Source organism: Bradyrhizobium sp. LeoB3 (assembly GCF_055456055.1).
Window position 1 is genome coordinate 15,856 of sequence record NZ_JBVBEF010000037.1, and the last position, 25,582, is coordinate 41,437.

Below are 25,582 nucleotides of genomic sequence, written 5' to 3' on the forward strand. Positions count from 1 at the left end.
GTTGGAGCATCACCCATGAAACGTCGCGATTTCCTCAGATCCGTGTCCGGATTGGCCGCAAGCGCGATGGCGCCTGCGCCGGCGATCTGGTCGCCCGCCAAGGCCGATGCGCGCTCGGAGACGCTTCTGATCGTCTCCGAGGGAGGCCCGAACAATCTCGATATCCATGGCGTCGGCACCAATGTGCCCGGCTATGAAGTGTCGTGGAATTGCTACGATCGCCTGATCACCCACGAGATGAAGAGCGGCCCGGGCGGCGTACCCTATTACGACCGCGACAAGTTCAAGGGCGAACTCGCCGACGACATGAATGTCGGCGACATGTCCGTCACCTTCAAACTGAAGAAGAACGCCAAATTCCACGACGGCACGCCGGTGACGGCAAAGGACGTCAAATGGTCGCTCGATCGCGCGGTCAGCGTCGGCGGCTTCCCGACCTTCCAGATGAGCGCGGGCTCGCTGACCAAGCCCGAGCAGTTCGTCATCGTCGATGACTCCACGGTGCGGGTCGATTTCGCCACCAAGGACCGCCTCACGATTCCAGATCTCGCCGTGATCGTGCCCTGTGTCCTCAATTCGGAACTGGTCAAGAAGAACGCGTCCGAAAAGGACCCCTGGGGCCTCGAATACACCAAGCAGCAGACCGCCGGCTCCGGCGCCTACAAGGTTACGAAGTGGACCGCCGGCACCGAAGTGATCATGGAGCGCAACGACGCCTGGATCGGCGGCCCGATGCCGAAGATCAAGCGCGTGATCTGGCGCATGGTGCCGCAGGCGGGCAATCGCCGTGCGCTGCTCGAGCGCGGCGACGCCGATATCTCCTACGAGCTGCCGTTCAAGGATTTCCAGGAGATGAAGGCGAACGGCAAGCTCGACGTGGTGTCGCTGCCGTTCTCCAACGGCATCCAGTATATCGGCGTGAACGTCACCAAGCCGCCGTTCGATAATCTGAAAGTCCGTCAGGCGGTGGCTTACGCCATTCCCTATCAGAAGATCATCGACGCGGTGCTGTTCGGGCTCGCCAATCCGATGTTCGGCGCGAAGGACAAGCCGACCGATGTCGCCTGGCCGCAGCCGCACAAATATTACACCGATATCGAGAAAGCCAAGGCGCTGATGGCGGAGGCCGGCTATCCGAACGGCTTTGAGACCACGATCTCGTTCGACCTCAATTTCGCAGGCGTCAACGAGCCGCTCTGCGTGCTGGTGCAGGAGAGCCTGGCGCAGGTCGGCATCAAGACCACCATCAACAAGGTGCCCGGCGCCAACTGGCGCACCGAGCTGACCAAGAAGGAAATGCCGCTATTCACCAATGTATTCTCGGGCTGGCTCGATTACCCCGAATACTTCTTCTATTGGTGCTATCACGGCAACAATTCGATCTTCAACACGATGAGCTACAAGTCGCCGGAGATGGACAAGTTCATCGACGGCGCGCGCAAAGCTGCCGCGGTCGGCGACACTGCCGCCTACGATGCCGACGTCAAAAGCTTCGTCGATCTCGCCTTCACCGACATCCCGCGCATTCCGCTGTATCAGCCGTTCGTCAACGTGGCGATGCAGAAGAACATCTCCGGCTATCAGTACTGGTTCCATCGCCGCCTAGACTATCGCGCGATGGCGAAGGGGTGAGTGGGCGAATGGTGAGTGGCGAATAGCGAATAGGGAGTAGCGAATGTGACCAACGGCCGCGAACATCCATTCGCTACTCGCCATTCGCTATTCGCCAGCACGCCATTCGCCAGCTCGGAGCGCTCCCCATGCTGACGATGATTGGCAAGCGGCTGATGTTCGCGATCCCGAGTCTGATCGGGGTCGTCATTGTCACCTTCCTCCTGACGCGCGCGCTGCCGGGCGATCCGGCCGCGTATTTCGCCGGTCCCGCCGCGACCAAGGAGGCGGTCGAGCAGATCCGCAAGAAACTCGGCTTCGACCGGCCGCTGATCGAGCAGTTCTTCCGTTACACCAGCGATCTCGCTCATGGCGATTTCGGCACCTCGCTCACGACCGGCCAGCCGGTCGCGACCGAACTCCGCAATCGCCTGCCGGCGTCCGCTGAATTGACGCTGCTTGGCCTTTTGGTGTCGGTCGCGATCGCGATCCCACTCGGCGTGCTCGCAGCGACGCGCCCTGGTTCCTGGATCGACCATCTCTGTCGCGTCACGACGACGGCAGGCGTGTCGCTTCCGGTGTTCTTCACCGGCCTCGTGTTGGTCTACGTCTTCTATTTCCGGCTTGGCTGGTCGCCGGCGCCGCTGGGGCGGCTCGACGTGTTCTACAGCGCGCCGCCGACCGTGACCGGCTTCTATCTGATCGACACGCTGATCGCCCGCGATTTCGAAGCGTTCCGCTCGGCGCTCAGCCAGCTCGTCCTTCCGGCGACGACGCTTGCGATCTTCTCGCTGGCGCCGATCGCGCGCATGACCCGCGCCTCGATGCTCGCGGTGCTCGCCTCTGACTTCGTGCGCACCGCGCGCGCCAGCGGCCTGTCGCCAGGCACCGTGATCGTCACCTACGCGTTCCGCAACGCGATGCTGCCGGTCATCACCACGCTCAGCATGGTGTTCTCGTTCCTGCTCGGCGCCAACGTGCTGGTCGAAAAAGTGTTCGCCTGGCCCGGCATCGGCTCCTACGCGGTGGAAGCGCTGATATCGTCGGACTTCGCGCCGGTGCAGGGCTTCGTGCTGACCATGGCGGTCATGTATGTGCTGCTCAATCTCGTCATCGACATTCTCTACGGCGTCATCGATCCGCGTGTGCGGCTGGAAGGGTAGGGGTGAAGCATGAGCACCGTTGCGCCTGTCGTTGAGCCCGTCGGTCCGGCGCGGACCTCGGGGCTGTCAGCCATCTTCGAGCACGCGCGCTATGTGCTCAGCGAGAACAAGGTCACCGGCTTTGCCTTTGCGCTGCTGATCTTGATCCTGTTCGCCGCGCTGTTCGGCCCCTATGTCGTGCCTTACGATCCGCTCGCGAGTGATACGTCGGCGGCGCTGAAACCGCCGTCGGCGGCGCACTGGTTCGGCACCGATCAATTGGGTCGCGACATCTTCAGCCGCGTCATCGTGGCAACCAGGCTCGACACCTTCATCGCGGTCGCTTCCGTCGTGCTGGTGTTCCTGATGGGCGGGCTCGCCGGCATCGCGGCCGGTTATTTCGGCGGCTGGACCGATCGCATCGTCGGCCGCATCGCCGACACCATCATGGCATTCCCGCTGTTCGTGCTGGCGATGGGCATCGTCGCGGCGCTCGGCAACACCGTGCAGAACATCATCATCGCCACCGCGATCGTGAATTTCCCGCTCTATGCCCGTGTCGCCCGCGCCGAGGCCAATGTCCGCCGCAACGCCGGCTTCGTTCAGGCGGCGCGGCTCTCCGGCAATGGCGAATACCGCATCCTGCTGGTGCATATCCTGCCCAACATCATGCCGATCATGATCGTGCAGATGTCGCTCACGATGGGCTATGCGATCCTGAACGCCGCCGGTCTTTCCTTTATCGGCCTCGGCGTTCGCCCGCCGACCGCCGAATGGGGTATCATGGTCGCCGAAGGCGCCGGCTTCATGGTGTCAGGCGAATGGTGGATAGCGCTGTTCCCTGGGCTCGCGTTGATGATCGCCGTGTTCTGCTTCAACCTGCTTGGCGACGGCCTGCGCGACATCGTCGATCCGCAGCGGAGGACGTAATGGCCGCGCTCTTTCAGTTGATCGTCATTGCCGGGCTTGACCCGGCAATCCATCGCGCGAAGCGCAGCGTTGACTCTCCGATGGATGCGCGGGTCAAGCCCGCGCATGACGAGCTGAGAATGAGGCGCTCGTCATGAGCGCGCAGCCGCTGCTTGACGTCAAGGACCTCACAGTCGAGTTCACCACGCGGCGTGGCATTGTCAAGGCGGTGCAGCATGTCAGTATCTCCGTGGCGAAAGGCGAGACGGTGGGCATCGTCGGCGAATCCGGCTCCGGCAAGTCGGTGACCTCTTACGCCGTGATGCGCATCCTAGATCGCGCGGGAAAAATCGCCGAGGGCTCGGTGATGTTCTCCGGCATCGACGTCAAGGCCGCGACCGAGACGCAGATGCGCGACCTGCGCGGCCGGGAGGTCTCGATGATCTTCCAGAACCCGCGCGCTGCGCTCAATCCGATCCGCAAAGTCGGCGACCAGATCGAGGACGTGCTGCGTCAGCACGTTCAGCAGTCGACGGTGGCCGATCGCGGCGAGAAGGCGATCGAAGCGCTGGAGCAGGTCAAGATCGCCCGGCCGCGCGAGCGTTATCACGCCTATCCGTTCGAGCTTTCGGGGGGCATGTGCCAGCGCGTCGTGATCGCGCTTGCGCTGGCCTGCAATCCGCAGCTCCTGATCGCGGACGAGCCCACCACCGGTCTCGACGTCACCACGCAGAAGGCGGTGATGGAGCTGATCGTCGAATTGACGAAGCGTCGTTCGATGTCGACGATCCTGATCACGCATGATCTTGGCCTCGCCGCCGCTTATTGCGACCGCGTCGTGGTGATGGAGAAAGGCCGCGTGGTCGAGACCGCCAGGTCGGCCGATATTTTCGCCAAACCCGAGCATCCCTATACCAAGAAGCTGATGCGCGCGACGCCGCGGATCGGCGTGTCGCTGCGCGATCTGCTGCCGGAAGAGGATGCGAAGCCCGTCATGGCCGGGCTTGACCCGGCCATCCATCAGTCTTCGAAAAACTCTTCTCCTGAAAGGATGGACCCCCGGGTCAAGCCTGGGGGTGACGAGAAGACAGAGCCGCTCCTCCTCGTCGAAAAGCTCGTCAAGGAATATCCGCGCCAGGGCGCAGGTGCGGTGCTGTCAAAATTGTTCGGCCGCAAGCCGCCGGTGGAGCAGGAGGTGTTCCGCGCCGTCGACGGCATCAGTTTCCATGTCGGCCATGGCGAGAGCGTCGGCCTGGTCGGCGAATCCGGCTGCGGCAAATCGACCACGTCGATGATGGTGATGCGGCTCCTGGACCAGACCTCCGGCCGCATCGCCTTCGATGGTGAAGAAATCGGCGAGATCAAGCCGCCATCCTTTGCGCGATTGCCGCTGCGCAGCCGGATCCAGATGGTGTTCCAGGATCCGACCGACAGCCTCAATCCCCGCTTCACCGCTGCGCGCGCGATCGCCGATCCGCTTCTGCAACTCGGCGACATCAGGGGACGGGACGCGTTGCGGGCTCGCTGCGAGGAACTCGCCACGCTGGTCGGTCTTCCCGTCAATCTCCTCGACCGCTTCCCGCATCAACTGTCCGGCGGCCAGAAGGCGCGCGTCGGCATCGCGCGGGCGATTGCACTGCATCCAAAGCTTGTCATCCTCGATGAGCCGACGGCCGCGCTCGATGTCTCGGTGCAGGCGGTGGTGCTGAACCTGTTGCAGGATCTCAAGCAGTCGATGGGGATGAGCTATCTTTTCGTATCGCACGATCTCAACGTCGTGCGCCTGTTGTGCGACCGCGTCATCGTGATGCGCAACGGCAAGATCGTCGAACAGGGAAGTTCCGAAAAGGTCTTGGGCGATCCGCAGGAAGCTTATACAAAGGAGCTGCTGACGGCGATCCCGCATCCGCCGTTGCCTGTTCATTGAGCAGCCTCCGGAAAGAAAACAGGCACGCAGGCTTTCCCGGCGCTCGATAAAACAGATGAGGTTGTGATTCGATCCAAGTCATCGGATCGTGGTTGCGTTGAGATCGTCGGGTGGGAGAGTCATGGCTGCCGACAAGCTGGATGACTATATCGACGCCGTGGCAACGGCGATGGGGCTGCCGGTCGAGGACGCCTGGCGGCCGGCGGTTCGTGCCAATCTCGAGGTCTCGCTGAGACTGGCACGGATGGTGGACGAATTCCCGCTGCCTGACGAGACCGAGCCGGCCAGTGTCTACTCGGCCTGATAGCGCAATGACCGATCAATCCTTGTCCGCCGCCGACATCGCGCAGGCCGTCGCCGCGCGAAAGCTCTCCGCGCTGGAAGCAACCGAGGCGGCGCTCGCCCGCATCGCCAAGCACGACTCCGTCCTCAACGCCTTCACCGATATCACCGCCGATCGCGCCCGCGCCAAGGCCAAAGCCCTTGATGCTGCGATTGCGGCCGGCCAGACCGTCGGCCCGCTCGCGGGCGTGCCCTTCGCGGTGAAGAGCCTGTTCGACGTGCAGGGCCTCTCCACGCGTGCCGGATCGAAGATCAATCGCGATCTGCCGCCGGCCGCGCGCGATGCGACGCTGATCGAGCGGATGGAGGCCGCCGGCGCCGTGCTGGTCGGTGCGCTCAACATGGGCGAATACGCCTATGACTTCACCGGCGAGAACGTGCATGACGGTCCGTCGCGCAATCCGCACGATCCGACGCGGATGGCGGGCGGCTCCTCGGGCGGCTCCGGCAGTGCGGTCGGCGGCGCCCTGGTGCCGATCGCGCTCGGCTCCGACACCAATGGCTCTATCCGCGTGCCGTCGTCCTTCTGCGGTATCTTCGGTCTGAAGCCGACCTATGGCCGGCTGTCGCGCGCGCGTTCTTTTCCGTTCGTCGCGAGCTTTGATCATCTCGGGCCGCTGGCGCGAAGCGCAGGTGACCTCGCATTATCCTATGACGCGATGCAAGGACTGGATCCTGACGATGCCGCCTGCAGCCTGCGGCCGGTCGAGCCGGTTGTGCCACAGCTTGCGCGAGGCATCCGTGATCTCCGCATCGCCATTGCCGGCGGCTATTTCCAGCAGAACGTCTTTCCGGAGGCGGTTGAAGCCGTCGGCCGCATCGCCAAGGCGCTCAACGCGACGCGTACGGTCGAAATTCCGGAAGCCGCGCGGGCCCGCTCGGCGGCCTATGTCATCACGACAACGGAAGGTGCTTCGCTGCATCTCGATCGCCTGCGCAAGCGGCCCAATGATTTCGATCCCGCGGTACGCGATCGCCTGATTGCCGGCGCGATGATCCCGGCGCCCTATGTCGACAAGGCGCAAAAGTTCCGCCGCTGGTACCGCGAGAAGGTGCTGGAACTGTTCAGGACAGTCGACGTGATCCTGGCCCCGGCAACGCCCTGCGTGGCGCCGAAGCTTGGGCAGGTGAACTTCACGCTCGATGGTGTCGAACTGCCGGTGCGCGCCAATATCGGCATCCACACCCAGCCGATTTCGTTCATCGGCCTGCCGGTGGTGGCCGTCCCGGTTCCGCTTCTGCCGATGCCGATCGGGGTGCAGATCATCGCCGCGCCCTGGCGCGAGGACATCGCGCTGCGGGTTGCCTACGCTCTGGAGCAAATGGGCGCGGCCGCCGCGCCGTCGCCGCGAGGAATCTAGCGAATGGAAATCGATCTGCCCGACGTGCTTGCCGAAGTGACCGCGCAGTTTGAGCGCTACGAGAAGGCGCTGGTGTCGAACGACGTCGCCGTGCTGGATGAGCTGTTCCGCAACGACAAGCGCACGCTGCGCTACGGCATGGGCGAGAATCTCTATGGCTATGAGGCGATCATGGCGTTCCGCGCCGGGCGCTCGCCGGCCGGGCTCAATCGCCGGACCGACAAGACCGTGATATCGACCTACGGCCGCGACACCGCGGTCGCGTCGACCCTGTTCTATCGCGACTCCGCACCTGGCAAGGTGGGGCGGCAGATGCAGACGTGGATACGCTTCCCCGAGGGCTGGAGAATCGTTGCCGCCCATGTCAGCATCATCGACGAACCGAAGGATCCGAAGACATGAGTCTGGACGACCTTCCGCGTCGCCCTGCCGCCGCCGGACCGGACATGCTGGTTCGTCGCGTCGACCGTCCGTCTCCGCAACAATCCAAGATCACGCGTGCCGAGGAGCTGCGCCTGCAACTCGCCGACGAGATCGTGCGCGGTGCGCTCGGACCGGGCTCGCCGCTCGACGAATCCGATATCGCGCGTCGCTTCAATGTCTCGCGCACGCCGGTGCGCGAGGCGCTGCGCCAGCTTGCGGCGAGCGGCCTGGTCGAAGCGCGCGCCCATCGTGGCGCGGTGGTGGCGCGGCCCTCGGTCGAACGGCTTACCGGCATGTTCGAGGCGATGGCGGAATTGGAAGCGCTGTGCGCGGGGCTCGCCGCGGAGCGGATGACGGCTGCTGACCGGCATGCGCTCGAAGCCGTGCATGAGGAATTGCGCGTGCTCAGCTACACCGGCAATCCCGAGCGCTTTCACGAGGTCAACGAGCGCTTCCACAACACGATCTATGCCGGCTCGCACAACGATTATATCGCCGAGATGACACTGGCGACACGGGTCCGGGTGCAGCCGTTCCGCCGCGCCCAGTTCCGCAATCTCGGACGATTGGCAAAATCGCATGCCGAGCACGACCGCGTCGTGGTCGCAATCCTGCGCGGCGACAAGACCGGCGCCGCCGCCGCCATGCGCGCCCACATCACATTGGTACGCGGCGAATACGAGATCTACGCGGTCTCGGTATAACCACGCGGGCTATCCATCGTTCGTCATTCCGGGGCGCGCGAAGCGCGAGCCCGGAATCCATCCATCCACGTCGTCTGCGGCCGGATGGATTCCGGGCCTGCGCCTTCGGCGCATCCCGGGATGACGGCGTTAGACCGTAGCGCTCTCCGTCACGAACGCGCGCCAGCCGCCGAAGGCGGAGATGTCGCGTGCGCCGTTGATCGCCGCCGGCTCCACGATAAAGCCCTTCACCTCGCGCCCGTCCGCGAGGCGGATGGTGCCGATCGAGAGCGGCGGCGGGATCGCAGCGACGAACTTGCCGAAGGATGCCGGCGAGAGCGCCCAGAGTTCGAGCTTGATCGATGCGCCGCTGCCCGCCTCGACGCGCAGCATCCCGGGTTTCGGCGGCGTGGTGCCGAGCGCATAGAGCTTGTAGTCCGGCGCGGTCGTGGTCTCCTCGAGCAAACGTCCGTCGAGCGCGCGCAACTCGCCGTTCAGCGCCATGCCGGACAGGTGCGCGCCGACCACAGCAATCGGAATGTCCTCGCCGCTTGACGGCGGTAGCGGAGCGAGCAGCGGCTGCGGCAGCGACTTCGCGCCGATCGGCAGCTTTGTATCGGCATGGAAGACGCGGCCGATGCTGGCAAGCAGCGCGTCGCGGCCGGCCGGCGCCAGCAGTGTGATGCCGAACGGCGCGCTGTCTGGCCGCATCGCCGAGGGCAGCGCGAGGCCGCAGAGGTCGAGCAGGTTGACGAAATTGGTATAGGTGCCGAGCCGGCTGTTGAGCTCGATCGGATTGGCCAATACCTGCGCGGTGGAATAGACCGTCGGCGCCGTCGGCAGCACGATCGCGTCCATCGAGGCGAAGGCGCGCTCGGCGACCCGGCGCAGTGCCTGCAGCCGATAGAGCGCGGCAAAGGTTTCGGCGGCGGTGAGCCGCGCGCCGGCCGCGGTGATCTCGCGCGTGACCGGGTGGATCGACTCCGGCGACGAGGCGAGCAGATCGCGGATCACCAGATAGCGCTCGGCAACCCACGGGCCTTCGTAGAGCAGCCGCGCGGTCTCGTAGAACGGCTCGAGGTCGAATTCGACCAGCGTCGCGCCGAGCGCGGCCCAGCGCTCGATCGCCTCGGCATAAAGCTGCTCCGACTGGCGGTCCCCGAAGAAGATCAACTGCCCTTTGCGGGGGACACCGAGCCGAAGCTTGGCCGGCAACTCCGTCATCTCGCCAAGCGGCCGCTCGCGCGAGAAAGGATCGGCGCCATCAGTGCCGGCCATCACCTTCAGCGCGGTCATGGCGTCGTCGACGGTGAGCGAGAACACCGAAATGCAATCGAGCGTACGGCAGGCCGGCACCAGGCCCGCGGTCGAGATCAGTCCGAGGCTTGGCTTCAGCCCGACGATATTGTTGAGCATCGCCGGCACGCGGCCGCTTCCCGCGGTATCCGTGCCCAGCGCCAGCGGCACCAGTCCGGCGGAGACCGCAACCGCCGATCCCGAGCTCGATCCGCCCGGAATGAGGTCGTCGCGGACTGGATTCTTCGGGATCCCGTAGGGCGAGCGCACGCCGACCAGGCCGGTCGCGAACTGGTCGAGATTGGTCTTGCCGATGATGATGGCGCCGGCCGCGCGCAACCGCGCGATGGCAGTCGCGTCATGCGTCGGCCTATAGGAGAAGGCTGGACAAGCCGCCGTGGTCGACATTCCCGCGGCGTCGATATTGTCCTTCACCGCGACTGGCACGCCATAAAGCGGCAGGCGCGCGGCGTCCTTGCCGGCCAGCGCCTCGGCTTCGGCTTGCGCGTCTTTCTCGGCGCGCAGGGTGATGAAGACGGCGGGATCGCCATGGTCGTGGATGCGCTGAAAACTGCGCGCGACCGTTTCCGCAGGCGTCATGGTGCCGGCGCGGTGCGCAGCAAGGATCTCAGCGACGGTTTCAGTCACGTGGTGCCTCGTCCATTTGGTCGGCCGATCTCCGTCACAATCGACGGCGCCCGGCCTGACAAAACCCAAGCCCACCGAAGCAAGCGATGTGCCATTGTGTACATTTGCAGTATTGGGGTGCTTGCGGAAATCGGGCTGTAATCTCCGTGACTTAAGTCCCCCGCGGAGAACTGGCAAAAGCGCGCAACGACGACCGGTTGCGATGCTCTGCCCAATTTTTGGGCGCAGTACCGCAAGCTTTGCGATCCTCTATCCGCGGCGTGCGGCGACATTGCCTGATCGCGGGATAGTCGCGTAGAGCAGAGCCAGCCCCAGCAAAGAGGGCGTGTGAGGAAGCCCCAATGACCTTAGCCGTCGCCCGCCGCGATGATCCCGAAATGCTGTTTGCCGTGCCCGCGATCGTTGCCGATCGGCGGAACGACGGCAGCATCATCTTGAGATCGACCGTGCCCCTGCGCGAAGGCGCGCGCTGCGTCGGCGACTGGCTGGAGCATTGGGCGAGGCTGACGCCGGACCGGGTCTTCCTCGCCGGGCGCGCCGATGTCGAGGCGCCCTGGACCACCATCAGCTATGCCGATGCCCTGCGGCAGGTGCGTTCGCTTGCCTCCTGGATCCTTGCGCAGGGTCTCGGCGTCGAACGTCCGGTGATGATCCTCTCTGATAACAGCATCGATCATGCGCTGCTCGCGCTGGCCGCCCAGCATGTCGGCGTGCCCTCGGCGGCGATCTCGCCGGCCTATTCGCTGATGTCGAAAGATTTCGACAAGCTGAAGCACATGGTCCGGCTGCTCGAGCCCGGCGCGATCTATGTTTCCGCCACCAGGCCGTTCGCGGCCGGCGCTTGCCGCGGTCAAGCCGCTGCATACCGCGAGCATCATCAGCGGTAATGCCGACGACAGCGACGCCATTTCGTTCAGTGCCATCGCGGCTACGCCGGAGACCGCGGACGTGGAAAAAGCCTTCGCTGCGGTGACGCCGGACACCATTGCAAAATTCCTGTTCACCTCGGGGTCGACGGGCGCGCCGAAGGCCGTGATCAACACCCAGCGCATGCTGACCTCGAGCCAGCAGGCAAAGGCCCAGACCTGGACCTTCCTCGATGCTGACAGCGACGATCTCGTGATCCTGGACTGGCTGCCCTGGAGCCATACCTTCGGCGCCAACCACAATTTCAACCTGGTGCTGTGCAACGGCGGCACGCTTTATATCGACGGCGGCAAGCCGGCGCCCGGCCTGTTCGCGACGTCGCTCGCCAATCTGCGCAGCGTGGTGCCGACGGTCTATTTCAACGTGCCGCGCGGTTTCGACATGCTGATCGCGGCGCTTCAGGGCGATGACGCGTTGCGGCGGAAATTCTTCGGCGAGGTGAAGTTCGCCTTCTATGCCGGCGCGGCGCTGCCGCAAAATCTCTGGGACGCGCTGGAAGAATTGTCCATGAAGACGGTCGGCCGTCGGCTTCCGATGGTGTCAGCCTGGGGCTCGACCGAGACGTCGCCGCTCGCGACCGACTGCCATTTCCTGGCGGAGCGTTCCGGCAATATCGGCGTGCCGGTCCCGGGCACCGAATTGAAGCTCGTCGCCTCCGGCGACAAGCTCGAGGTGCGCGTGCGCGGCCCCAATGTCACGCCGGGCTACTGGAAGGCGCCGGAGCTGACCGCGCAGGCGTTCGACGAGGAGGGCTTTTACCGGATCGGCGATGCGGTGAAGTTTGCCGATCCGGAAAAGCCTGAGCGCGGGCTGTTCTTCGACGGCCGCGTTGCCGAGGATTTCAAGCTCAATTCCGGCACCTGGGTCAGCGTCGGCACGCTGCGCGTCGCCGGCATCGCCGCACTGGCGCCGCTCGCGCAGGACATCGTCGTCACCGGTCATGGCGGCGACGAGGTTCACTTCCTGGTCTTCCCCAATATCGCCGCCTGCCGCGCGCGGGCCGGGTTGCCTGACAGCGCCGATGTTTCCGATGTGATCGGCCATGAAATGATCCGCGGCGCGATCGGGCAGGGTCTTGCAAGACTGAAGGCGCAGAGCGGCAACTCCTCCGGCCATGCCACGCGCGCGCTGTTGCTTGCGGAGCCCGCCTCCGTCGACGGCGGCGAGATCACCGACAAGGGCTACATCAACCAGCGCGCGGTGCTGACGCGCCGCGCCGGCGCGGTAGCGGTACTGGACGATGATGCTTCGCGTGAATGGATCGCCTGCGCCGGCTGACGCGGGGCACAGAGGCATATTATAACTCTGACAAAGCAAGCGACCATAGGTGGGGTTCCAACGTCGGAGCAACCCTATGACCGACCTTCTTAAGAACCCGATCTTCCAAGACGAAACCAAAGCCCGCGAGTGGCTTGAAGGTCGCGTCTGGGCGAACGGCCGAGTTTGCCCGCATTGCGGCAACGCGGATCAGGACAAGATCACGAAGCTGGAAGGCAAGGCGCACCGTCCCGGCGTGTACCAGTGCAACGAGCCGGAATGCCGCCAGCAATTCACCGTCACCGTGAATACTGTATTTGAGCGCTCCAGAATCCCACTGACCAAGTGGCTTGCTGCGCTGTTCTTGATGATCGCTTCCAAGAAGGGCATTAGCGCTCATTAGGTTCATCGTATGCTTGGCATCAGCTACAAATCGACGTGGTTTTTGATGCTTCGTTTGCGCGAAGCAATGCGTGTTGGTGGCTTGCTGCCCCGACGGGCGAGAATGGCGGCGCTGTAGAAGCCGACGAAACTTATATTGGTCGCTCGAAAGGCGTGGCCAAGAAACGCGCTGGCGCGGCTCATAAGAACACCGTGCTTTCGCTGCTTGATCGTGAGACCGGGGCAAGTCCGCAGTTTCCATGTTTCGACCCCGACCGTAGATGAGGTCGCGCCTATCGTTCGCGCCAACGTCTCGAAAGAAGCGCACCTGATGACCGATCAGGCGAAGATCTATAAGAAAGCTGGGCGCAGGATTCTCACGCTACGCTACGGTCAACCATCAAGAGGACGAATACGTGCGCCGTGAAGCGGTTATCACCACCAACACCGTCGAAAGCTATTTCAGCGTATTCAAGCGCGGTATGCTCGGCACCTCCCAACATTGCGGCGAGAAGCATTTGCATCGCTATCTGGCTGAATTTGATTTGCGCCACAACAACCGCACCACCTTAGGCATTGACGACAAGGAACGCGCCAACGAACTCAAGGGCATTGTTGGCAAGCGCCTGACCTATCGACGGCCTAACCAAAAAGGACTTCCGGCATAAGGCCGAGCGCTTCCTGCGCAGGAAGCGCAAGCCGCTCAAGCCAAAGCCTCGATTCGTCAAATACTGGCGAACGAAATAGCGCTGTGGTTGTGAATAACCAGTACGAATGCGGAACGGGCGCTACCCAAAAGCGAATCGGTTTATAATGGAACCGATTCGGAGAGAAAGGCCGCCCTTGCCGGGGCGGCCCTCCGAACCCGCACCAACAGCTTAGGGGCTGCTAGCGGGCATTGGCGACACCAATAGCCGGACAATGAGTCCGGATTCGCTGACAGTCAATAGTGGCCCCGCCTTTGAAAGGGGCCAGAATGGCCATCTTCGCCCTAACGTTCCGCATCCATCGTGATAGCGGTTACGACGATCGCTACAACTCAACGGTTGAGGCGATTAAGAGTTGCTGTCACGGCGACGAGTATTGGGACGAGCCAACCTCGTTTTTTCTTTTCGAGAACCCAACCACCTCTGCGAAGATCGCTGACTGGATCGAGGCAAATTCAGATTTTGCACCATCCAAAGACCTATTGACGGTCATCAACCTCAGCCAAAAAGCGTATGCCCCTAAGGGTAACGTTCGCGAGCCGCAGACTCTGAAGCGTTTGATGGATAAACGTTGAAAGAGTGTTGATGAACGTCAACTGGCACCTGAGAAGACGGGCAAAGGCGATCAAAAGCCGCAACCTGATCTTTCGCATTGTGCTCTCGCTATCGAGAATCCCGGCTCACTTGTCGGGCTTCTTCTTCGCTTTCTTCGTAATCGCTCTCTTCTTCGCCACCCGATGCTGCGGCGGGCTTTTCGCTACTACCTTCACGGCGCGCTCAAAGCGCTGCATGGCGTCGGCGTGAAACTCGATTTCCTCTTCAGGGGCTCTAGCCATGTCAACCTATGCAGATATCCCAAAGGGACTGAACTTACCGGAACAGATGCTGATCTGCATCGGGAAACTAGTTGTCGAGTGGGCAAACTGCGAAAGCGTTTTCTATGCGATCTTTTTCTGCCTTGCCGGTCGCCCTAACGGCAATGCTGACATCTTATGGGCGTCCGTACAAAGCACCAGACGAAGAATGGAGATGATAACCCATCTGGTCCGATGGGAACGCCAACTTGATGCAAAACTGGTGGAAGAAATCCAAAAATGCATCGTGGATTTCAGACCAATCACCGCGCACCGCAACTACTACTGTCACTCAGTCTACCACACTGACGACGAAGGCATGATGTCGAGTGTGGAGAACTGGCAAATCCACCCGACCAATGACGATGTGATCCAGGCAAAAGCGAAAGAATTGTCCAAAGACACGATCAACCAAATCTGTGGTCAGATCGATCGCTGCATGGAACTGGGATGCCGTGCGACTACGCTGGTCTATCGCCTGAAAGACGCGCTGCAATTGCAGCATCTACAGCTTCCTCCACTGCCTGATCGAGGCCTATCGTGAGGCTCAAGACGCCATCATCCCAGCAGTGAGCAAGCAGCGCCTTCTTCGCTGCTCGGACCATTTTAGTGGGTACTTCGGGCGCACCATCCCCTTGCGGGGCGCCGGTAGAACAACCCATTAAGAGTCAGGAGCCGGTCTGGCGGGTCACCGCGCTGAGATTGTTGTGCAACCGCCGCAACAGATCGATCAGCACCTCCCGCTCGTCCTTGCGCAGGCAGGACAACAGCCGACGCTCGCGATCGAGCGCGGCAACGATGACCTTGTCATGGATCGCGCGGCCTCTGGCCGTCAGCGTGATCGAATGGCTGCGGCCGTCGTTCGGATTGGCGCGGATCGCGACCAGCCCGCGCTTCTGCAACAGCGCCAGCGTCCGGCTCACCGGTCCCTTGTCGAAGCCGATGATGTGGCAGATGCGGGAGGCGGGGATGCCCGGCTCGATCGCGAGCTGCGACATGATCCGCCACTCCGTGACATTGACGCCGAAATGACGCTGGTAGAGCGTGGTGGCGCTGTTGGAGAGCTTGTTGGCAATGAAGGTGACGAAGCCCGGCACGTAGCGATCGAGGTCGAGTGTCGGGCCGGAATTGACAGAAGCAGCTTGCGCGGCTCTCGGCCGGCGCGGCTTCCTGGGGGAGGTTTGAGTGCTCATATTTCAATCATCGCTGCGGGGTCGCTGCCCGCAATAAGGACGTTCCAGCGGTTCTTTTTGGTTAAAGTTATCGCGCCACCTTGCTGCTGCCTTGCGTGATCAGCCGGGCCGCGCGCTGGTCGCGGGCGTGAATCCAGAGCCAGCTCAGCGCGACGCTGAGGCGGTGTCGGATACCGATCAGGAAGTAGATGTGGGCGATGCCCCAGATCCACCAGGCGATGGCGCCGCGCAGCTTGAGCCAGCCGAAATCGATCACGGCGAGCCGCTTGCCGATCTGGGCGAGGCTGCCCTGGTGCTTGTAGCGGAATGGCGGCAGCGTGCGGCCCTCGAGCCGCGCCCTGATCAGCGATGCGACATAACGCCCTTCCTGCTTCGCGGCCGGCGCGATGCCGGGCACCGGCTTGCCGTCGGGGCCGGCGATCGTGATGGTGTCGCCGATCGCAAAGATGTCGGGATGGCCGGGGACGGTGAGGTCGGGATTGACCTGCAGCCGGTAGGCGCGGTCGGCGGGGGCGTTCAGCCATTCGGCGGCCCGCGAGGCGCGGACGCCGGCGGCCCAGATGATGGTCCGCGCCTCCAGCCTCTTGCCGCCATAAACCACGCCGTCGGCATCGCATTCGGTGACCGGCGCGCCCAGCATCACCTCGACGCCGAGCTTTTCCAGCGAACGCTGTGCGTAGGTCGAGAGATCGTCGGGAAAGCCCGCGAGCACCCGCGGGCCCGCCTCGATCAGCACGACGCGGGTCTTGTGGGTGTCGATGTTGCGGAAGTCGGGCGCCAGCGTGTCGCGTGCGAGGTCGGCGATGGTGCCGGCCATTTCGACGCCGGTCGGTCCGGCGCCGACGATGACGAAGGTGAGTAGCGCCGCGCGCCGCGCCGGATCGGTCTCGCGCTCGGCGCGCTCGAAGGCGACCAGGATGCGGCGCCGGAGCGTGGTGGCATCCTCGAGCGTTTTCAGGCCCGGTGCGAACGGCTCCCATTCGTCGTGACCGAAATAGTCGTGGCGTGCGCCGGTCGCCAGGATCAGCGTGTCATAGGGGACGCTGTCGCCGTCATCGAGCACGACACGCTTGCCTTCGGTGTCGATGCTGTTGACGTTAGCGAACAGCGTCGTCACCTCGCGGCGGTCGCGCAGGAGGTAGCGGATCGGCCAGGCGATTTCGGAGGTCGCCAGCGAAGCGGTTGCGACCTGGTAGAGCAGCGGTTGGAACAGATGATGGTTGCGGCGATCGATCAAGGTAATCTTCACCGGCGCGCCCGCGAGCCCAAAGGTCGCCTCCAGGCCGCCAAATCCGGCGCCGACAATCACCACGTGATGCGGATCTTTCGGCGGCGTCGTCATCGAATATGGCCCCAGGGTTCTCGGTATCTTCCCTCCTATTATGTATTCATCCACCCAGGCGTTCCAAGGCGCTTCTTTCTAATCGCACGATAGCGAAAACGTATGGCTTAGGCTTCCGTGGTGCCGTGGCCGTGATCGGCGACTGCGCTGGAAGCATCAGGCCAACCAATGCGCCGGCCAGCGAGAGCGCTGCCGCCGACATCATCGCCGCTGCAAACCCCTTGTTGAAGTGCACAGCGCTGTCGGCCGCGCCCGCAGCGGAAAAGGTCGTGACCATTGCGGCGATGCCGAACATGCCGCCGAGAAAGCGGCCCATGTTAAAGATACCCGACGCCTTGCCAATCTCGGGCACCGCCACTGAGCCAAGGATCGCGTTCTGGGCGGCCGGCATCGACATCGATACTCCGACGCCGGACAGCACCAGCGGAGCAACGAGGGCGGAATAAGGGAGGCCGGGCGCCGTAACCATGGCGATCCAGCCAAGACCGATCGCTTGCATCAGCAATCCCGCTACCACCAGCGGCCGTTCACCGAATTGGCTGACCATCGCGCCCGCAACCGGTGCCGTCACGAACAATGTTGCTGTCCATGGCAATAGCCGCAGCCCGGTGCCGAACGGGCTGAAGCCGAGCCCGATCTGTAGGAATTGCGGCAGCAGGAACAGCACCCCGTACATAGCGGCGTAGAACAGGAAGCTCGCGCATATGCCCGCGGCGAACGATTTCGACGTGAAGAGCCGCATCGGCACCATCGGTGCAGCCGCGCGCGATTCCCACAGCACGAAAGCGACCGAGAACAAAACGCCGGCGATAAGCGTGCCCGCCACCTCGGGGCTCGTCCAACCGATCGCATTGCCGCGCAACAGCGCCCAGACCAGCGCAAATGCGGCAATGGCGACCAGCAGCAAGCCGGGGATGTCAAGCGCTGCGGCCGGACCGAAGCTTTCGCGCAGCCGCGTCAGCACCAGCGCGATGGCGATCGCACCGATCGGCAGGTTGATCCAGAAGATCCAACGCCATCCGAAACTTTCGGTGATGAAGCCGCCGATCGTGGGCCCAATGATCAGCGCGCAGCCGGTGATGCTGGCGAAGATGCCGAGCGCGCGGGCGCGCTCCTCACGAGCGAACGTGCTGCTGAGTATTGCCATTGCAAGCGGCATGACAAGGGCGGCGCCGGCACCTTGCAGCGCGCGGGCGGCGATCAGTGATACGGGTCCGTTCGACAGAGCGCAGGCGGCGGATGCCAGCACAAAAACGGCGATTCCACTTACAAACATCCGCCGCCGTCCAAAACGGTCGCCGAGCGCGGCCCCGGTAAGCAGCAGTACCCCGAAGGTGAGATTGAAGGCGTTGACTGTCCACTGCAGCGTCTCGACCGGGCTGCCGAAGTCGGCGCGGATGGTCGCAAATCCGGTCGTGATGACCAGGGCGTCGAGCGCCATCATAAAGGATGCCAGTGAGGTGATGCCGAGCACCCAGCGTTGTTCGGCCCGATTGGTGGGGTCATTCATTATCTGTCCTCCATGTGTCGCGCTGCCCCGTGGCGGCGTGTTCCGCGGGCAAGACGAGCCGGGAGGGGCAAAGGATGCGGCCGGAAAAATTCTTCCTGGGATCGTATCCTTTGGCCGTCGTCAAACGTCCTTGGGGTGCGCGATAGCCTCCGCATCGCGGCGCGAACCAGGGAGAGGACGATGACGACCAGGCTGATCAGGTACAAAACGAAGCCCGAAATGGCCGATACGAACGCCGAACTGGTTGCGGAGGTGTTTGCGGAACTGAAGGCGGCAAAGCCCGATGGGGTGCGTTATCTAACGCTGCGGCTGGAGGACGACACGTTCATCCATGTCGTGGAGACCGCATCCGACGACGGCTCCAGCCCGTTGCCGCAATTGGCCGCGTTCAAGGCGTTCCAGAGCGGCATTCGCGACCGCTGCGCCGAGCCGCCGCTGGTTCGCAGCGCCAGGGTGGTCGGGAACTACCGTATGCTGGAGCATGATCCGGACCGAATAGGGAATGAGTCCTGAGCAGGGAGGATGGCGCCAGTGTCCGATGCCTCGGCGGCTGGTCTCGACAATCTCCTGGTCGTGCTGCGGCCCCGGCTGCACCGCTATTGCTCCCGCATGGTCGGTTCGGTGATCGACGGCGAGGACGTGTTGCAGGATGCGCTGATCAAGGCGGTGGAAGCGTTTCCTTCCGTCGGCGAGGTTCAAAACCCGCAAGGCTGGCTGTTCAGGATAGCGCACAACGCCGCGCTCGATTTCCTGCGCCGCCGCCATCGGCAGGACGCGCTCCGATCGGCGGAGGAGGTCGATATGATGGCCGACGAGTTCGACGACATCGCCCGCCGCGAGATCGCAGCCGCCAGCCTGCGCACCTTCATGCGCTTGCCGGTGGCGCAGCGCAGCAGCGTGATCCTGATGGACGTGCTCGGCTATTCGCTGGCGGAAGTCTGCGAGATCATGGACCTGAGCCTGGTCGCGGCAAAGGCCACCTTGCATCGTGGCCGGTCCCGGCTGCGCGAGCTCGCGCAAGAAGGCGACGACGCGCCGCGGCCGAAGCTGACGGACGCCGACCGGGCCCGTCTTTCCGCCTATGTCACCCATTTCAACGCCCGCGATTTCGACGCCATCCGCACCATGATCGCCGACGACATCAAGCTTGATCTCGTCAGCAGGACCCGGCTCAATGGCAAGGCCGAAGTTTCGCGCTATTTCGGCAATTATGCCAAGGCCAGCGACTGGCATCTGGTGCCGGGGCTTGTGGAAGGCCGTCCCGCGATTCTGGTGTTCGACCCCACGGCGCCCGCCGCGACGCGGCCGAAATATTTCGTGCTGCTGGACTGGCAGGCCGACAGGGTCGCGAGCATCCGGGATTTCCGCCACGCGTCCTACGTCATCGAGGACGCGGAATATCTCGTGTAGTGGAGCGCCGCAAAGGCGGCCGGCAACAGCTCCAAAAACTGCGACAATGGTTGCCCGCGCAACCGGCACTATAATTCTTGCCAGCCTCGCATTTTACGAATTATGGTGCAGATCAGGCGCAAGCATGCGCCGAAGGTTCTAAACGCCGCCTTCGGTTCGCGCTTGCTGCCCGGTCAGGATTCCGCGCACAAAATACGTCACCTAAAAAGGGAGTGACGGGGGCACGGACAACGCTGCCGGACGGTTCACCCGCCTGGCGGGTCGGTTGGAATGGTTGAGGAGGAGGGGAGTGAACATGAAAACGTCATTTTGGCTGGCGGGCGTCACCGCGCTGGCGCTGGCGCTGGCGCAGCCCGCATTGGCGGCTGACACCATCAAGATCGGCTTTGTCTCGACTTTCAGCGGTCCGACCGCCGTCATCGGCAACGATATGCGGAACTCGTTCGAGCTGGCGCTCGACCATCTCGGCCGCAAGATGGACGGCAAGCCGGTCGAGGTGATCTACGAGGACGACCAGCAGAAGCCCGACATCGGCAAGCAGAAGACCGAGAAACTGGTGCAGTCCGACAAGGTTGACTTCATCGTCGGCTACATCTGGTCGAACGTGCTCCTAGCCTCGCTGAAGACCGCCGTCGACAGCAAGACCTTCCTGATCTCGGCCAATGCCGGCCCGTCGCAGCTCGCCGGCGAGCTTTGCTCCCCTTACGTCTTCTCGACCTCCTGGCAGAACGACCAGACGCCCGCCGCCATGGGCCTCTACATGAACCAAAAGGGCGTGAAATCGGTGTTCCTGATCGGGCCGAACTATGCCGCCGGCAAGGACATGCTTGCGGGCGTCAAGAGCACCTTCAAGGGCGAAGTGGTCGGCGAGGAATATACGGTGTGGCCGAGCCAGCTCGATTTCTCCGCCGAGCTGACCAAGGCGCGCAACTCGAAGGCCGAGTCGATCTTCGTGTTCTATCCGGGCGCGGCTGGCGTGCAGTTCCTGAACCAGTATGTGCAGGCTGGCATCAAGCAGCAGATCCCGCTCTACACCGCCTTCACCATCGACGAATTGTCGTTGCCGCTGCAAAAGGAGAACGCGCTCGGCATTCCCGGGGCCCAGGAATGGGTGAACGATTTGCCGAATGAAGAGAACAAGCGTTTCGTCGCCGATTACCGCAAGAAATACGCGAACCTGCGCCCAACCTATTACGGCGCGCAGGCCTATGACGCCGCCCAGCTCATCAACAGCGCGGTGGTCGCGGTGAAGAGCGATTTGACCAAAAAGGACGCAATGAAGGCGGAGATGGAGAAGGCGAACTTCAAGTCGCTGCGTGGTCCGTTCAAATACGGCAACAACCACATCCCGATCCAGAATTTCTACCTGCAGGACGTGGTCAAGGACGCGGACGGTCAGCTATCGCTGAAGACCGTCGCAACCATCGTCGAGAACGACCAGGACCGGTTTCACGACAAGTGTCCGATGAAGTAATTGTAAGTCACCTCGCCCCGCTTGCGGGGAGAGGTCGGATCGCTCTTGCGATCCGGGTGAGGGGGCCTCTCCGCGAGCGCGGTGTTCGTGGAGGCAGCCCCTCACGCCAACGCTCTCAGAGCGAGCTTTCACTCGTCTCGACCCCGCAAGGGCGGGGCGAGGGAGAAGGCGGCGGCGCATGCGCGCTGCCGCTGTTTTGTTTGTGAGGCTGACTTAAGCTCCCGATGTTTCTTCTGATCGAACAACTTCTGAACGGATTGCAGTTCGGCCTGCTCTTGTTCCTGCTGGCGGCCGGGCTCACGCTGGTGTTCGGCATCATGGATTTCGTGAACCTGGCGCATGGTTCGCTCTACATGATGGGCGCCTATTTCGCCGCGACCTTTGTCGGCTGGACCGGCAGCTTCGTGCTTGGCGCGATCCTCGCGCTCGCCGCTACGCTTCTGCTCGGCATCGCCCTCGAATTCGTGGCGCTCAGGCATCTCTATGGCCGCGACCATCTCGACCAGGTGCTGGCGACCTTCGGCCTGATCCTGTTCTTCAATGACATGGTGCGGCTGATCTGGGGGCCGGCGGGCCTTGCGCTGCCGCTGCCGACATGGCTGACCACCCCGGTCCAGCTGCTGCCCGGCGTGTACTATCCGGCCTACCGGCTCTCGATCATCATTGTCGCGCTGCTGGTCGCCGCGCTGCTCTATCTCGTGGTGATGCGCACCCGCATCGGCATGCTGATCCGCGCCGGCGCCTCCAACCGCGAGATGGCCGGTGCGCTCGGCATCAACATCAAGCTGCTGTTCACGCTGGTGTTCGGCCTTGGCGCCGCGCTCGCGGGCCTTGCCGGCTTGATGCAGGCGCCGATCCTGACCGTGCAGATCGGCATGGGCGAGAACATCCTGATCCTCGCCTTCGTCATCATCGTGATCGGCGGCATCGGCTCGATCCGCGGCGCCTTCCTCGCCGCGATCTTCGTCGGCCTGATCGACACGCTCGGCCGCGCCTTCCTGCCGGATCTCCTGCGCAAGGTGCTGAGCGGCGCCGCTGCCTCGACCGCCGCACCCGCTTTGTCTTCGATGCTGATCTATTTGTTGATGGCGATCGTGCTAGTGGTGCGGCCGGAGGGGCTGTTTCCGGCCGCCAAGCGATGAAGTTCAAGCTCAACGCCAGCAACGTCCTCGTGGCGGTGGTTTGCGCCGCGCTTGTCCTGCTGCCGATCTATTCGGCTGTTACAGGCAACATTTTCATCCTGACGCTGTTCACGCGCATCATCATCTTTGCGCTGGCGGCTTCGAGCCTGAACCTGATGATGGGTTATGGCGGCATGATGAGTTTCGGCCACGCTGCCTATCTCGGCATCGGCGGCTATGCGGTCGGCATCCTGGCCGCCGAGGGCATCGGCTCCGGCTTCATCCAGTGGCCTGTGGCGCTCGCCGTCTCCGCTTTGTTTGCGCTGGTGATCGGCTCGCTCTCCCTGCGCACCCGCGGCGTCTATTTCATCATGATCACGCTCGCCTTCGCGCAGATGGCCTATTACGTCGCCTCCGCGCTGTCGCGCTATGGCGGTGACGACGGCCTGACCATCTACAAGCGCAGCACCTTCGACGGGCTGATCAACCTCTCGGACCGCACGCAGTTCTACTATCTCTGCCTCGCCTGCTTGTTCGGCGGCATCTACCTGATCTGGCGCATCGTCAATTCGCGGTTCGGCCTGGTGGTGCAGGGCGTGCGCTCCAACGAGCAGCGCATGCAGGCGATCGGCTTCCCGGCCTATCGCTACCGGCTGACCTGCTTCGTCATCGCGGGCACGATCTGTGGCCTTGCCGGCGCACTGCTCGCCAACAATACGGATTTCGTCAGCCCGGCCGTGATGTACTGGACCCGCTCCGGCGAACTCATGGTGATGGTGATCCTCGGCGGCATGGGCTGGCTGTTCGGCCCGTTGATCGGCGCGATCGTCTTCCTCGTGCTGGAAGAATTGCTGTCGCAGTTCACCGAATATTGGGCGCTGATCATGGGCCCGCTATTGGTCTTGATCGTGCTGTTCGCGCGTGGTGGCATCATGGGCCTGCTCGGGAGGGTGCGTCGTGGCTGATCCCCTGCTTCGCGTCGACAATCTGGTGCGCCGTTTCGGCGGCATCCTCGCCACCGACAATCTGTCGCTCGAGGTGCCGCGCGGCGAGTTGCACGCGATCATCGGCCCCAACGGCGCCGGCAAGACCACGCTGATCAGCCAGTTGACCGGGCAATTGATGCCGAATTCCGGCACCATCCATTTTGCCGGTCGCGACGTCACGCGGCTGCCGTCCTATCGGCGCAGCCGGCTCGGGCTGGCGCGCTCGTTCCAGATCACCTCGCTGCTCAAGGATTTCACCGCGATCGACAATGTCGCGCTCGCGGCGCAGGCGCATGACGGCCACTCCTTCCGCTTCTGGGGCAACGCGCGCAAGGAGAGGCACCTGCGCGATACCGCGCGTGCGGCGCTGGAACGCGTCGGCCTCGGATCGCGCGCCGATGTCCTGGTCTCCGAGCTCAGCCATGGCGAGCAGCGTGAGGTCGAACTCGCGGTGGCGCTCGCAACCAAGCCGCAGCTCCTGCTGCTGGATGAGCCGATGGCAGGCCTCGGCGTCACCGAGTCCGCGCGGATGGTCGGACTGCTGAAGGAGCTGCGCAAGGAATTCACCATCGTGCTGGTCGAGCACGACATGGAAGCGGTGTTCGCACTCGCCGACCGCATCACGGTCCTGGTCTATGGCCGCGTTATCGCCTGCGATACGCCGGATGCGATCCGCCGGCACGAAGAGGTGAAGCGGGCCTATCTCGGCGAGCAGCATGCGGTGACCCGTCAGGGAGACCCAATTGGCTGACACGTTGCTTGAAGTGGAGGGGATCGAGACCTGCTACGGCCTCAGCCAGGTGCTGTTCGGCCTGTCGCTGTCGATCAAGAGCGGCGAGATGGTCGCGCTGATGGGCCGCAACGGCATGGGCAAGACCACCACGATCCGCTCCATCATGGGATTGACCCCGGCGCGATCAGGCGCGATCCGCTTCGCCGGGCAACAGGTGCGTGGCCTGCCCTCCTACAAGATTGCGAAACTCGGCATCGGCCTGGTACCCGAGGGCCGGCAGATCTTTCCGAACCTGACGGTGCGCGAAAACCTGGTCGCCGCCTCGGGCAATCGGCAGGGCAGCTCCGATCCCTGGACGCTGGAGAAGATCCACGCGCTGTTTCCGCGGCTCGCCGAACGCGGCAGCAACATGGGCGTCACGCTCTCCGGCGGCGAGCAGCAGATGCTCGCGATCGGCCGTGCCCTGATGACCAATCCGAAACTCCTGATCCTGGACGAGGCCACCGAAGGCCTCGCCCCGCTGATCCGCGACGAGATCTGGAGCTGCCTGTCGATGCTGAAAGGACGCGGCCAGTCCGTGCTGGTGATCGACAAGAACGTCGGAAACCTCGCCCGCATCGCCGACCGCCATTACATCATCGAGCGTGGCCGGACCGTGTGGAGCGGCACATCGGAGCAACTGGTCGCCGAGCCCGATCTGCAGCACCGGTATTTGGGCATTTGAGATACGCTAGGCGCCGCGATGTCGGCTCGAAGAAGGTGTCGCTCCAGACCAGCTGCACCGCGTAGCCTGCTTGTTCGACCCGCCGAAGAATAAAGGTCATCTCGCATGCTATCCATGGAAGCAGGACGAAAATTATGCATGGCAGCCGTATGGTTGCTGCTCGCGTCGTACTTCTCGGTAGTGGTCGGTTTCGGTTTCGGCACAGATTCTCAGCTAGGCTGCGGGCTGGCGGGTTATTCGTCTCATGTGTGGCCTTCACTGAACGACGAGCTAAATGCCGTCAGAAGCTCTCTGCCTCGCTACGAATGCGTTTTCGTTTTCTTGAAGTCGTTCAATCTGCTCCTGTCAGGAGCTGCTGCCTTGGTATTCATGGCGATATTCTTACGCAATTTCCGTATGAGTAATACCCTGTTTCGGAGATCGCCATGGCCGTTTGTAGGTTCGTTACTGTTGGGCGTAGCTTGCTTCGTCCTTGTCCGCTATTACCCAGTCAGCAGTTTTTCCCACCAGTCGCTTCTGAGGTCGATAATGTCGCCCGTTGTTATCTATTTTTTTATGTCAATTGGTCTCTTAGGACCGTTGGTGAAGGACGAGAGTGAGTAAGCAGCAATCGGGAAATCG

23 protein-coding genes and 2 pseudogenes are annotated in these 25,582 nt (G+C 63.1%); 21 read left to right on the forward strand and 4 right to left on the reverse strand.

What is annotated here, in order from left to right; genetic code table 11:
• Positions 1-15 precede the first annotated feature (15 nt).
• The 9 genes from ACZXDY_RS22915 (at position 16) to ACZXDY_RS22955 (ending at position 8,419) form a co-directional block, all read left to right on the forward strand.
• On the forward strand, positions 16-1,632 hold the full coding sequence (locus ACZXDY_RS22915) for an ABC transporter substrate-binding protein (protein WP_464347049.1): 1,617 nt from the start codon (positions 16-18) through the stop codon (positions 1,630-1,632).
• Positions 1,633-1,760: 128 nt separating this feature from the next.
• Entirely contained in the window at positions 1,761-2,774 is a 1,014-nt protein-coding gene (locus ACZXDY_RS22920; RefSeq protein WP_028163415.1) for an ABC transporter permease, read from the forward strand.
• A 9-nt stretch (positions 2,775-2,783) separates the two neighbouring features.
• A complete protein-coding gene (locus ACZXDY_RS22925) occupies positions 2,784-3,683 on the forward strand; it encodes an ABC transporter permease (RefSeq protein WP_463327025.1) in 900 nt (299 codons plus the stop codon).
• Positions 3,683-3,820: a hypothetical protein gene (locus ACZXDY_RS22930; protein WP_464347050.1), complete on the forward strand. Its 138-nt coding sequence runs from the start codon at positions 3,683-3,685 to the stop codon at positions 3,818-3,820. Before ACZXDY_RS22925 ends, ACZXDY_RS22930 begins: the two co-directional genes overlap by 1 nt.
• The gene (locus ACZXDY_RS22935) at positions 3,817-5,589 is read left to right on the forward strand and encodes a dipeptide ABC transporter ATP-binding protein (protein ID WP_464347051.1); all 1,773 of its coding nucleotides are present in this window, start codon (positions 3,817-3,819) and stop codon (positions 5,587-5,589) included. Before ACZXDY_RS22930 ends, ACZXDY_RS22935 begins: the two co-directional genes overlap by 4 nt.
• A gap of 121 nt (positions 5,590-5,710) precedes the next feature.
• Complete coding sequence (locus tag ACZXDY_RS22940) at positions 5,711-5,893, forward strand: DUF4089 domain-containing protein (RefSeq protein WP_028163418.1); 183 nt, start codon at positions 5,711-5,713, stop codon at positions 5,891-5,893.
• Positions 5,894-5,900: 7 nt separating this feature from the next.
• Positions 5,901-7,292 carry an AtzE family amidohydrolase gene (locus ACZXDY_RS22945; RefSeq protein ID WP_464347052.1) on the forward strand — a complete coding sequence of 464 codons (1,392 nt, stop codon included), beginning with the start codon at positions 5,901-5,903 and terminating at the stop codon, positions 7,290-7,292.
• Between the two features lie 3 nt (positions 7,293-7,295).
• On the forward strand, positions 7,296-7,694 hold the full coding sequence (gene hpxZ, locus ACZXDY_RS22950) for an oxalurate catabolism protein HpxZ (RefSeq protein ID WP_464347053.1): 399 nt from the start codon (positions 7,296-7,298) through the stop codon (positions 7,692-7,694).
• Positions 7,691-8,419, forward strand: a complete 729-nt coding sequence (locus tag ACZXDY_RS22955; protein ID WP_464347054.1) for a GntR family transcriptional regulator — start codon at positions 7,691-7,693, stop codon at positions 8,417-8,419. Before hpxZ ends, ACZXDY_RS22955 begins: the two co-directional genes overlap by 4 nt.
• A gap of 129 nt (positions 8,420-8,548) precedes the next feature.
• Here the strand turns inward: ACZXDY_RS22955 and atzF are convergent, their stop codons facing one another.
• A complete protein-coding gene (gene atzF / locus ACZXDY_RS22960; RefSeq protein WP_464347055.1) occupies positions 8,549-10,342 on the reverse strand; it encodes an allophanate hydrolase in 1,794 nt (597 codons plus the stop codon).
• A 341-nt stretch (positions 10,343-10,683) separates the two neighbouring features.
• Here atzF and ACZXDY_RS22965 point away from each other — a divergent pair.
• The 5 genes and pseudogenes from ACZXDY_RS22965 (at position 10,684) to ACZXDY_RS22985 (ending at position 15,012) form a co-directional block, all read left to right on the forward strand.
• Positions 10,684-12,547: pseudogene (locus tag ACZXDY_RS22965) on the forward strand (feruloyl-CoA synthase).
• 76 nt (positions 12,548-12,623) lie between these two features.
• Positions 12,624-13,575, forward strand: a pseudogene (locus ACZXDY_RS22970) (IS1595 family transposase).
• A 308-nt stretch (positions 13,576-13,883) separates the two neighbouring features.
• Complete coding sequence (locus ACZXDY_RS22975; RefSeq protein WP_464347056.1) at positions 13,884-14,189, forward strand: hypothetical protein; 306 nt, start codon at positions 13,884-13,886, stop codon at positions 14,187-14,189.
• Positions 14,190-14,199: 10 nt separating this feature from the next.
• The gene (locus ACZXDY_RS22980) at positions 14,200-14,418 is read left to right on the forward strand and encodes a hypothetical protein (RefSeq protein WP_464347057.1); all 219 of its coding nucleotides are present in this window, start codon (positions 14,200-14,202) and stop codon (positions 14,416-14,418) included.
• A gap of 30 nt (positions 14,419-14,448) precedes the next feature.
• Positions 14,449-15,012 (forward strand): hypothetical protein, encoded by a 564-nt coding sequence (locus ACZXDY_RS22985; protein WP_464347058.1) that lies wholly within the window; start codon positions 14,449-14,451, stop codon positions 15,010-15,012.
• Between the two features lie 124 nt (positions 15,013-15,136).
• Here the strand turns inward: ACZXDY_RS22985 and ACZXDY_RS22990 are convergent, their stop codons facing one another.
• The 3 genes from ACZXDY_RS22990 to ACZXDY_RS23000 all read right to left on the reverse strand — a co-directional run bounded on the left by ACZXDY_RS22990 (position 15,137) and on the right by ACZXDY_RS23000 (position 18,513).
• Positions 15,137-15,661 (reverse strand): MarR family winged helix-turn-helix transcriptional regulator, encoded by a 525-nt coding sequence (locus tag ACZXDY_RS22990; RefSeq protein WP_464347059.1) that lies wholly within the window; start codon positions 15,659-15,661, stop codon positions 15,137-15,139.
• A gap of 67 nt (positions 15,662-15,728) precedes the next feature.
• On the reverse strand, positions 15,729-17,003 hold the full coding sequence (locus tag ACZXDY_RS22995; protein WP_464347060.1) for an NAD(P)/FAD-dependent oxidoreductase: 1,275 nt from the start codon (positions 17,001-17,003) through the stop codon (positions 15,729-15,731).
• Between the two features lie 46 nt (positions 17,004-17,049).
• Positions 17,050-18,513 (reverse strand): DHA2 family efflux MFS transporter permease subunit, encoded by a 1,464-nt coding sequence (locus ACZXDY_RS23000; protein ID WP_464347061.1) that lies wholly within the window; start codon positions 18,511-18,513, stop codon positions 17,050-17,052.
• 180 nt (positions 18,514-18,693) lie between these two features.
• Here ACZXDY_RS23000 and ACZXDY_RS23005 point away from each other — a divergent pair, with 180 nt between their 5' ends.
• From ACZXDY_RS23005 to ACZXDY_RS23035, 7 genes are all read left to right on the forward strand, one after another.
• Positions 18,694-19,026, forward strand: coding sequence for a hypothetical protein (locus ACZXDY_RS23005; RefSeq protein ID WP_464347062.1), 333 nt, complete (start codon positions 18,694-18,696; stop codon positions 19,024-19,026).
• A gap of 9 nt (positions 19,027-19,035) precedes the next feature.
• Positions 19,036-19,923, forward strand: coding sequence for an RNA polymerase sigma factor (locus tag ACZXDY_RS23010; protein ID WP_464347063.1), 888 nt, complete (start codon positions 19,036-19,038; stop codon positions 19,921-19,923).
• A gap of 295 nt (positions 19,924-20,218) precedes the next feature.
• Positions 20,219-21,397: an ABC transporter substrate-binding protein gene (locus ACZXDY_RS23015; RefSeq protein ID WP_464347064.1), complete on the forward strand. Its 1,179-nt coding sequence runs from the start codon at positions 20,219-20,221 to the stop codon at positions 21,395-21,397.
• A 224-nt stretch (positions 21,398-21,621) separates the two neighbouring features.
• A complete protein-coding gene (locus ACZXDY_RS23020) occupies positions 21,622-22,539 on the forward strand; it encodes a branched-chain amino acid ABC transporter permease (protein ID WP_028163427.1) in 918 nt (305 codons plus the stop codon).
• Positions 22,536-23,483, forward strand: a complete 948-nt coding sequence (locus ACZXDY_RS23025) for a branched-chain amino acid ABC transporter permease (protein WP_464347065.1) — start codon at positions 22,536-22,538, stop codon at positions 23,481-23,483. Before ACZXDY_RS23020 ends, ACZXDY_RS23025 begins: the two co-directional genes overlap by 4 nt.
• Entirely contained in the window at positions 23,476-24,255 is a 780-nt protein-coding gene (locus tag ACZXDY_RS23030; protein ID WP_464347066.1) for an ABC transporter ATP-binding protein, read from the forward strand. The genes ACZXDY_RS23025 and ACZXDY_RS23030 overlap by 8 nt, the downstream gene beginning before the upstream one ends.
• On the forward strand, positions 24,248-24,961 hold the full coding sequence (locus ACZXDY_RS23035) for an ABC transporter ATP-binding protein (protein WP_464347067.1): 714 nt from the start codon (positions 24,248-24,250) through the stop codon (positions 24,959-24,961). Before ACZXDY_RS23030 ends, ACZXDY_RS23035 begins: the two co-directional genes overlap by 8 nt.
• Positions 24,962-25,582 lie beyond the last annotated feature (621 nt).

What these genes read in the sequence shown, in the direction of transcription:
- ACZXDY_RS22915 (WP_464347049.1), top strand. Translation starts at nt 16, where the DNA reads ATGAAACGTCGCGATTTCCTCAGATCCGTGTCCGGATTGGCCGCAAGC.
- ACZXDY_RS22920 (WP_028163415.1), top strand. Translation starts at nt 1,761, where the DNA reads ATGCTGACGATGATTGGCAAGCGGCTGATGTTCGCGATCCCGAGTCTG.
- ACZXDY_RS22925 (WP_463327025.1), top strand. Translation starts at nt 2,784, where the DNA reads ATGAGCACCGTTGCGCCTGTCGTTGAGCCCGTCGGTCCGGCGCGGACC.
- ACZXDY_RS22930 (WP_464347050.1), top strand. Translation starts at nt 3,683, where the DNA reads ATGGCCGCGCTCTTTCAGTTGATCGTCATTGCCGGGCTTGACCCGGCA.
- ACZXDY_RS22935 (WP_464347051.1), top strand. Translation starts at nt 3,817, where the DNA reads ATGAGCGCGCAGCCGCTGCTTGACGTCAAGGACCTCACAGTCGAGTTC.
- ACZXDY_RS22940 (WP_028163418.1), top strand. Translation starts at nt 5,711, where the DNA reads ATGGCTGCCGACAAGCTGGATGACTATATCGACGCCGTGGCAACGGCG.
- ACZXDY_RS22945 (WP_464347052.1), top strand. Translation starts at nt 5,901, where the DNA reads ATGACCGATCAATCCTTGTCCGCCGCCGACATCGCGCAGGCCGTCGCC.
- hpxZ (WP_464347053.1), top strand. Translation starts at nt 7,296, where the DNA reads ATGGAAATCGATCTGCCCGACGTGCTTGCCGAAGTGACCGCGCAGTTT.
- ACZXDY_RS22955 (WP_464347054.1), top strand. Translation starts at nt 7,691, where the DNA reads ATGAGTCTGGACGACCTTCCGCGTCGCCCTGCCGCCGCCGGACCGGAC.
- ACZXDY_RS22975 (WP_464347056.1), top strand. Translation starts at nt 13,884, where the DNA reads ATGGCCATCTTCGCCCTAACGTTCCGCATCCATCGTGATAGCGGTTAC.
- ACZXDY_RS22980 (WP_464347057.1), top strand. Translation starts at nt 14,200, where the DNA reads ATGAACGTCAACTGGCACCTGAGAAGACGGGCAAAGGCGATCAAAAGC.
- ACZXDY_RS22985 (WP_464347058.1), top strand. Translation starts at nt 14,449, where the DNA reads ATGTCAACCTATGCAGATATCCCAAAGGGACTGAACTTACCGGAACAG.
- ACZXDY_RS22990 (WP_464347059.1), bottom strand. Translation starts at nt 15,661, where the DNA reads ATGAGCACTCAAACCTCCCCCAGGAAGCCGCGCCGGCCGAGAGCCGCG.
- ACZXDY_RS22995 (WP_464347060.1), bottom strand. Translation starts at nt 17,003, where the DNA reads ATGACGACGCCGCCGAAAGATCCGCATCACGTGGTGATTGTCGGCGCC.
- ACZXDY_RS23000 (WP_464347061.1), bottom strand. Translation starts at nt 18,513, where the DNA reads ATGAATGACCCCACCAATCGGGCCGAACAACGCTGGGTGCTCGGCATC.
- ACZXDY_RS23005 (WP_464347062.1), top strand. Translation starts at nt 18,694, where the DNA reads ATGACGACCAGGCTGATCAGGTACAAAACGAAGCCCGAAATGGCCGAT.
- ACZXDY_RS23010 (WP_464347063.1), top strand. Translation starts at nt 19,036, where the DNA reads ATGGCGCCAGTGTCCGATGCCTCGGCGGCTGGTCTCGACAATCTCCTG.
- ACZXDY_RS23015 (WP_464347064.1), top strand. Translation starts at nt 20,219, where the DNA reads ATGAAAACGTCATTTTGGCTGGCGGGCGTCACCGCGCTGGCGCTGGCG.
- ACZXDY_RS23020 (WP_028163427.1), top strand. Translation starts at nt 21,622, where the DNA reads ATGTTTCTTCTGATCGAACAACTTCTGAACGGATTGCAGTTCGGCCTG.
- ACZXDY_RS23025 (WP_464347065.1), top strand. Translation starts at nt 22,536, where the DNA reads ATGAAGTTCAAGCTCAACGCCAGCAACGTCCTCGTGGCGGTGGTTTGC.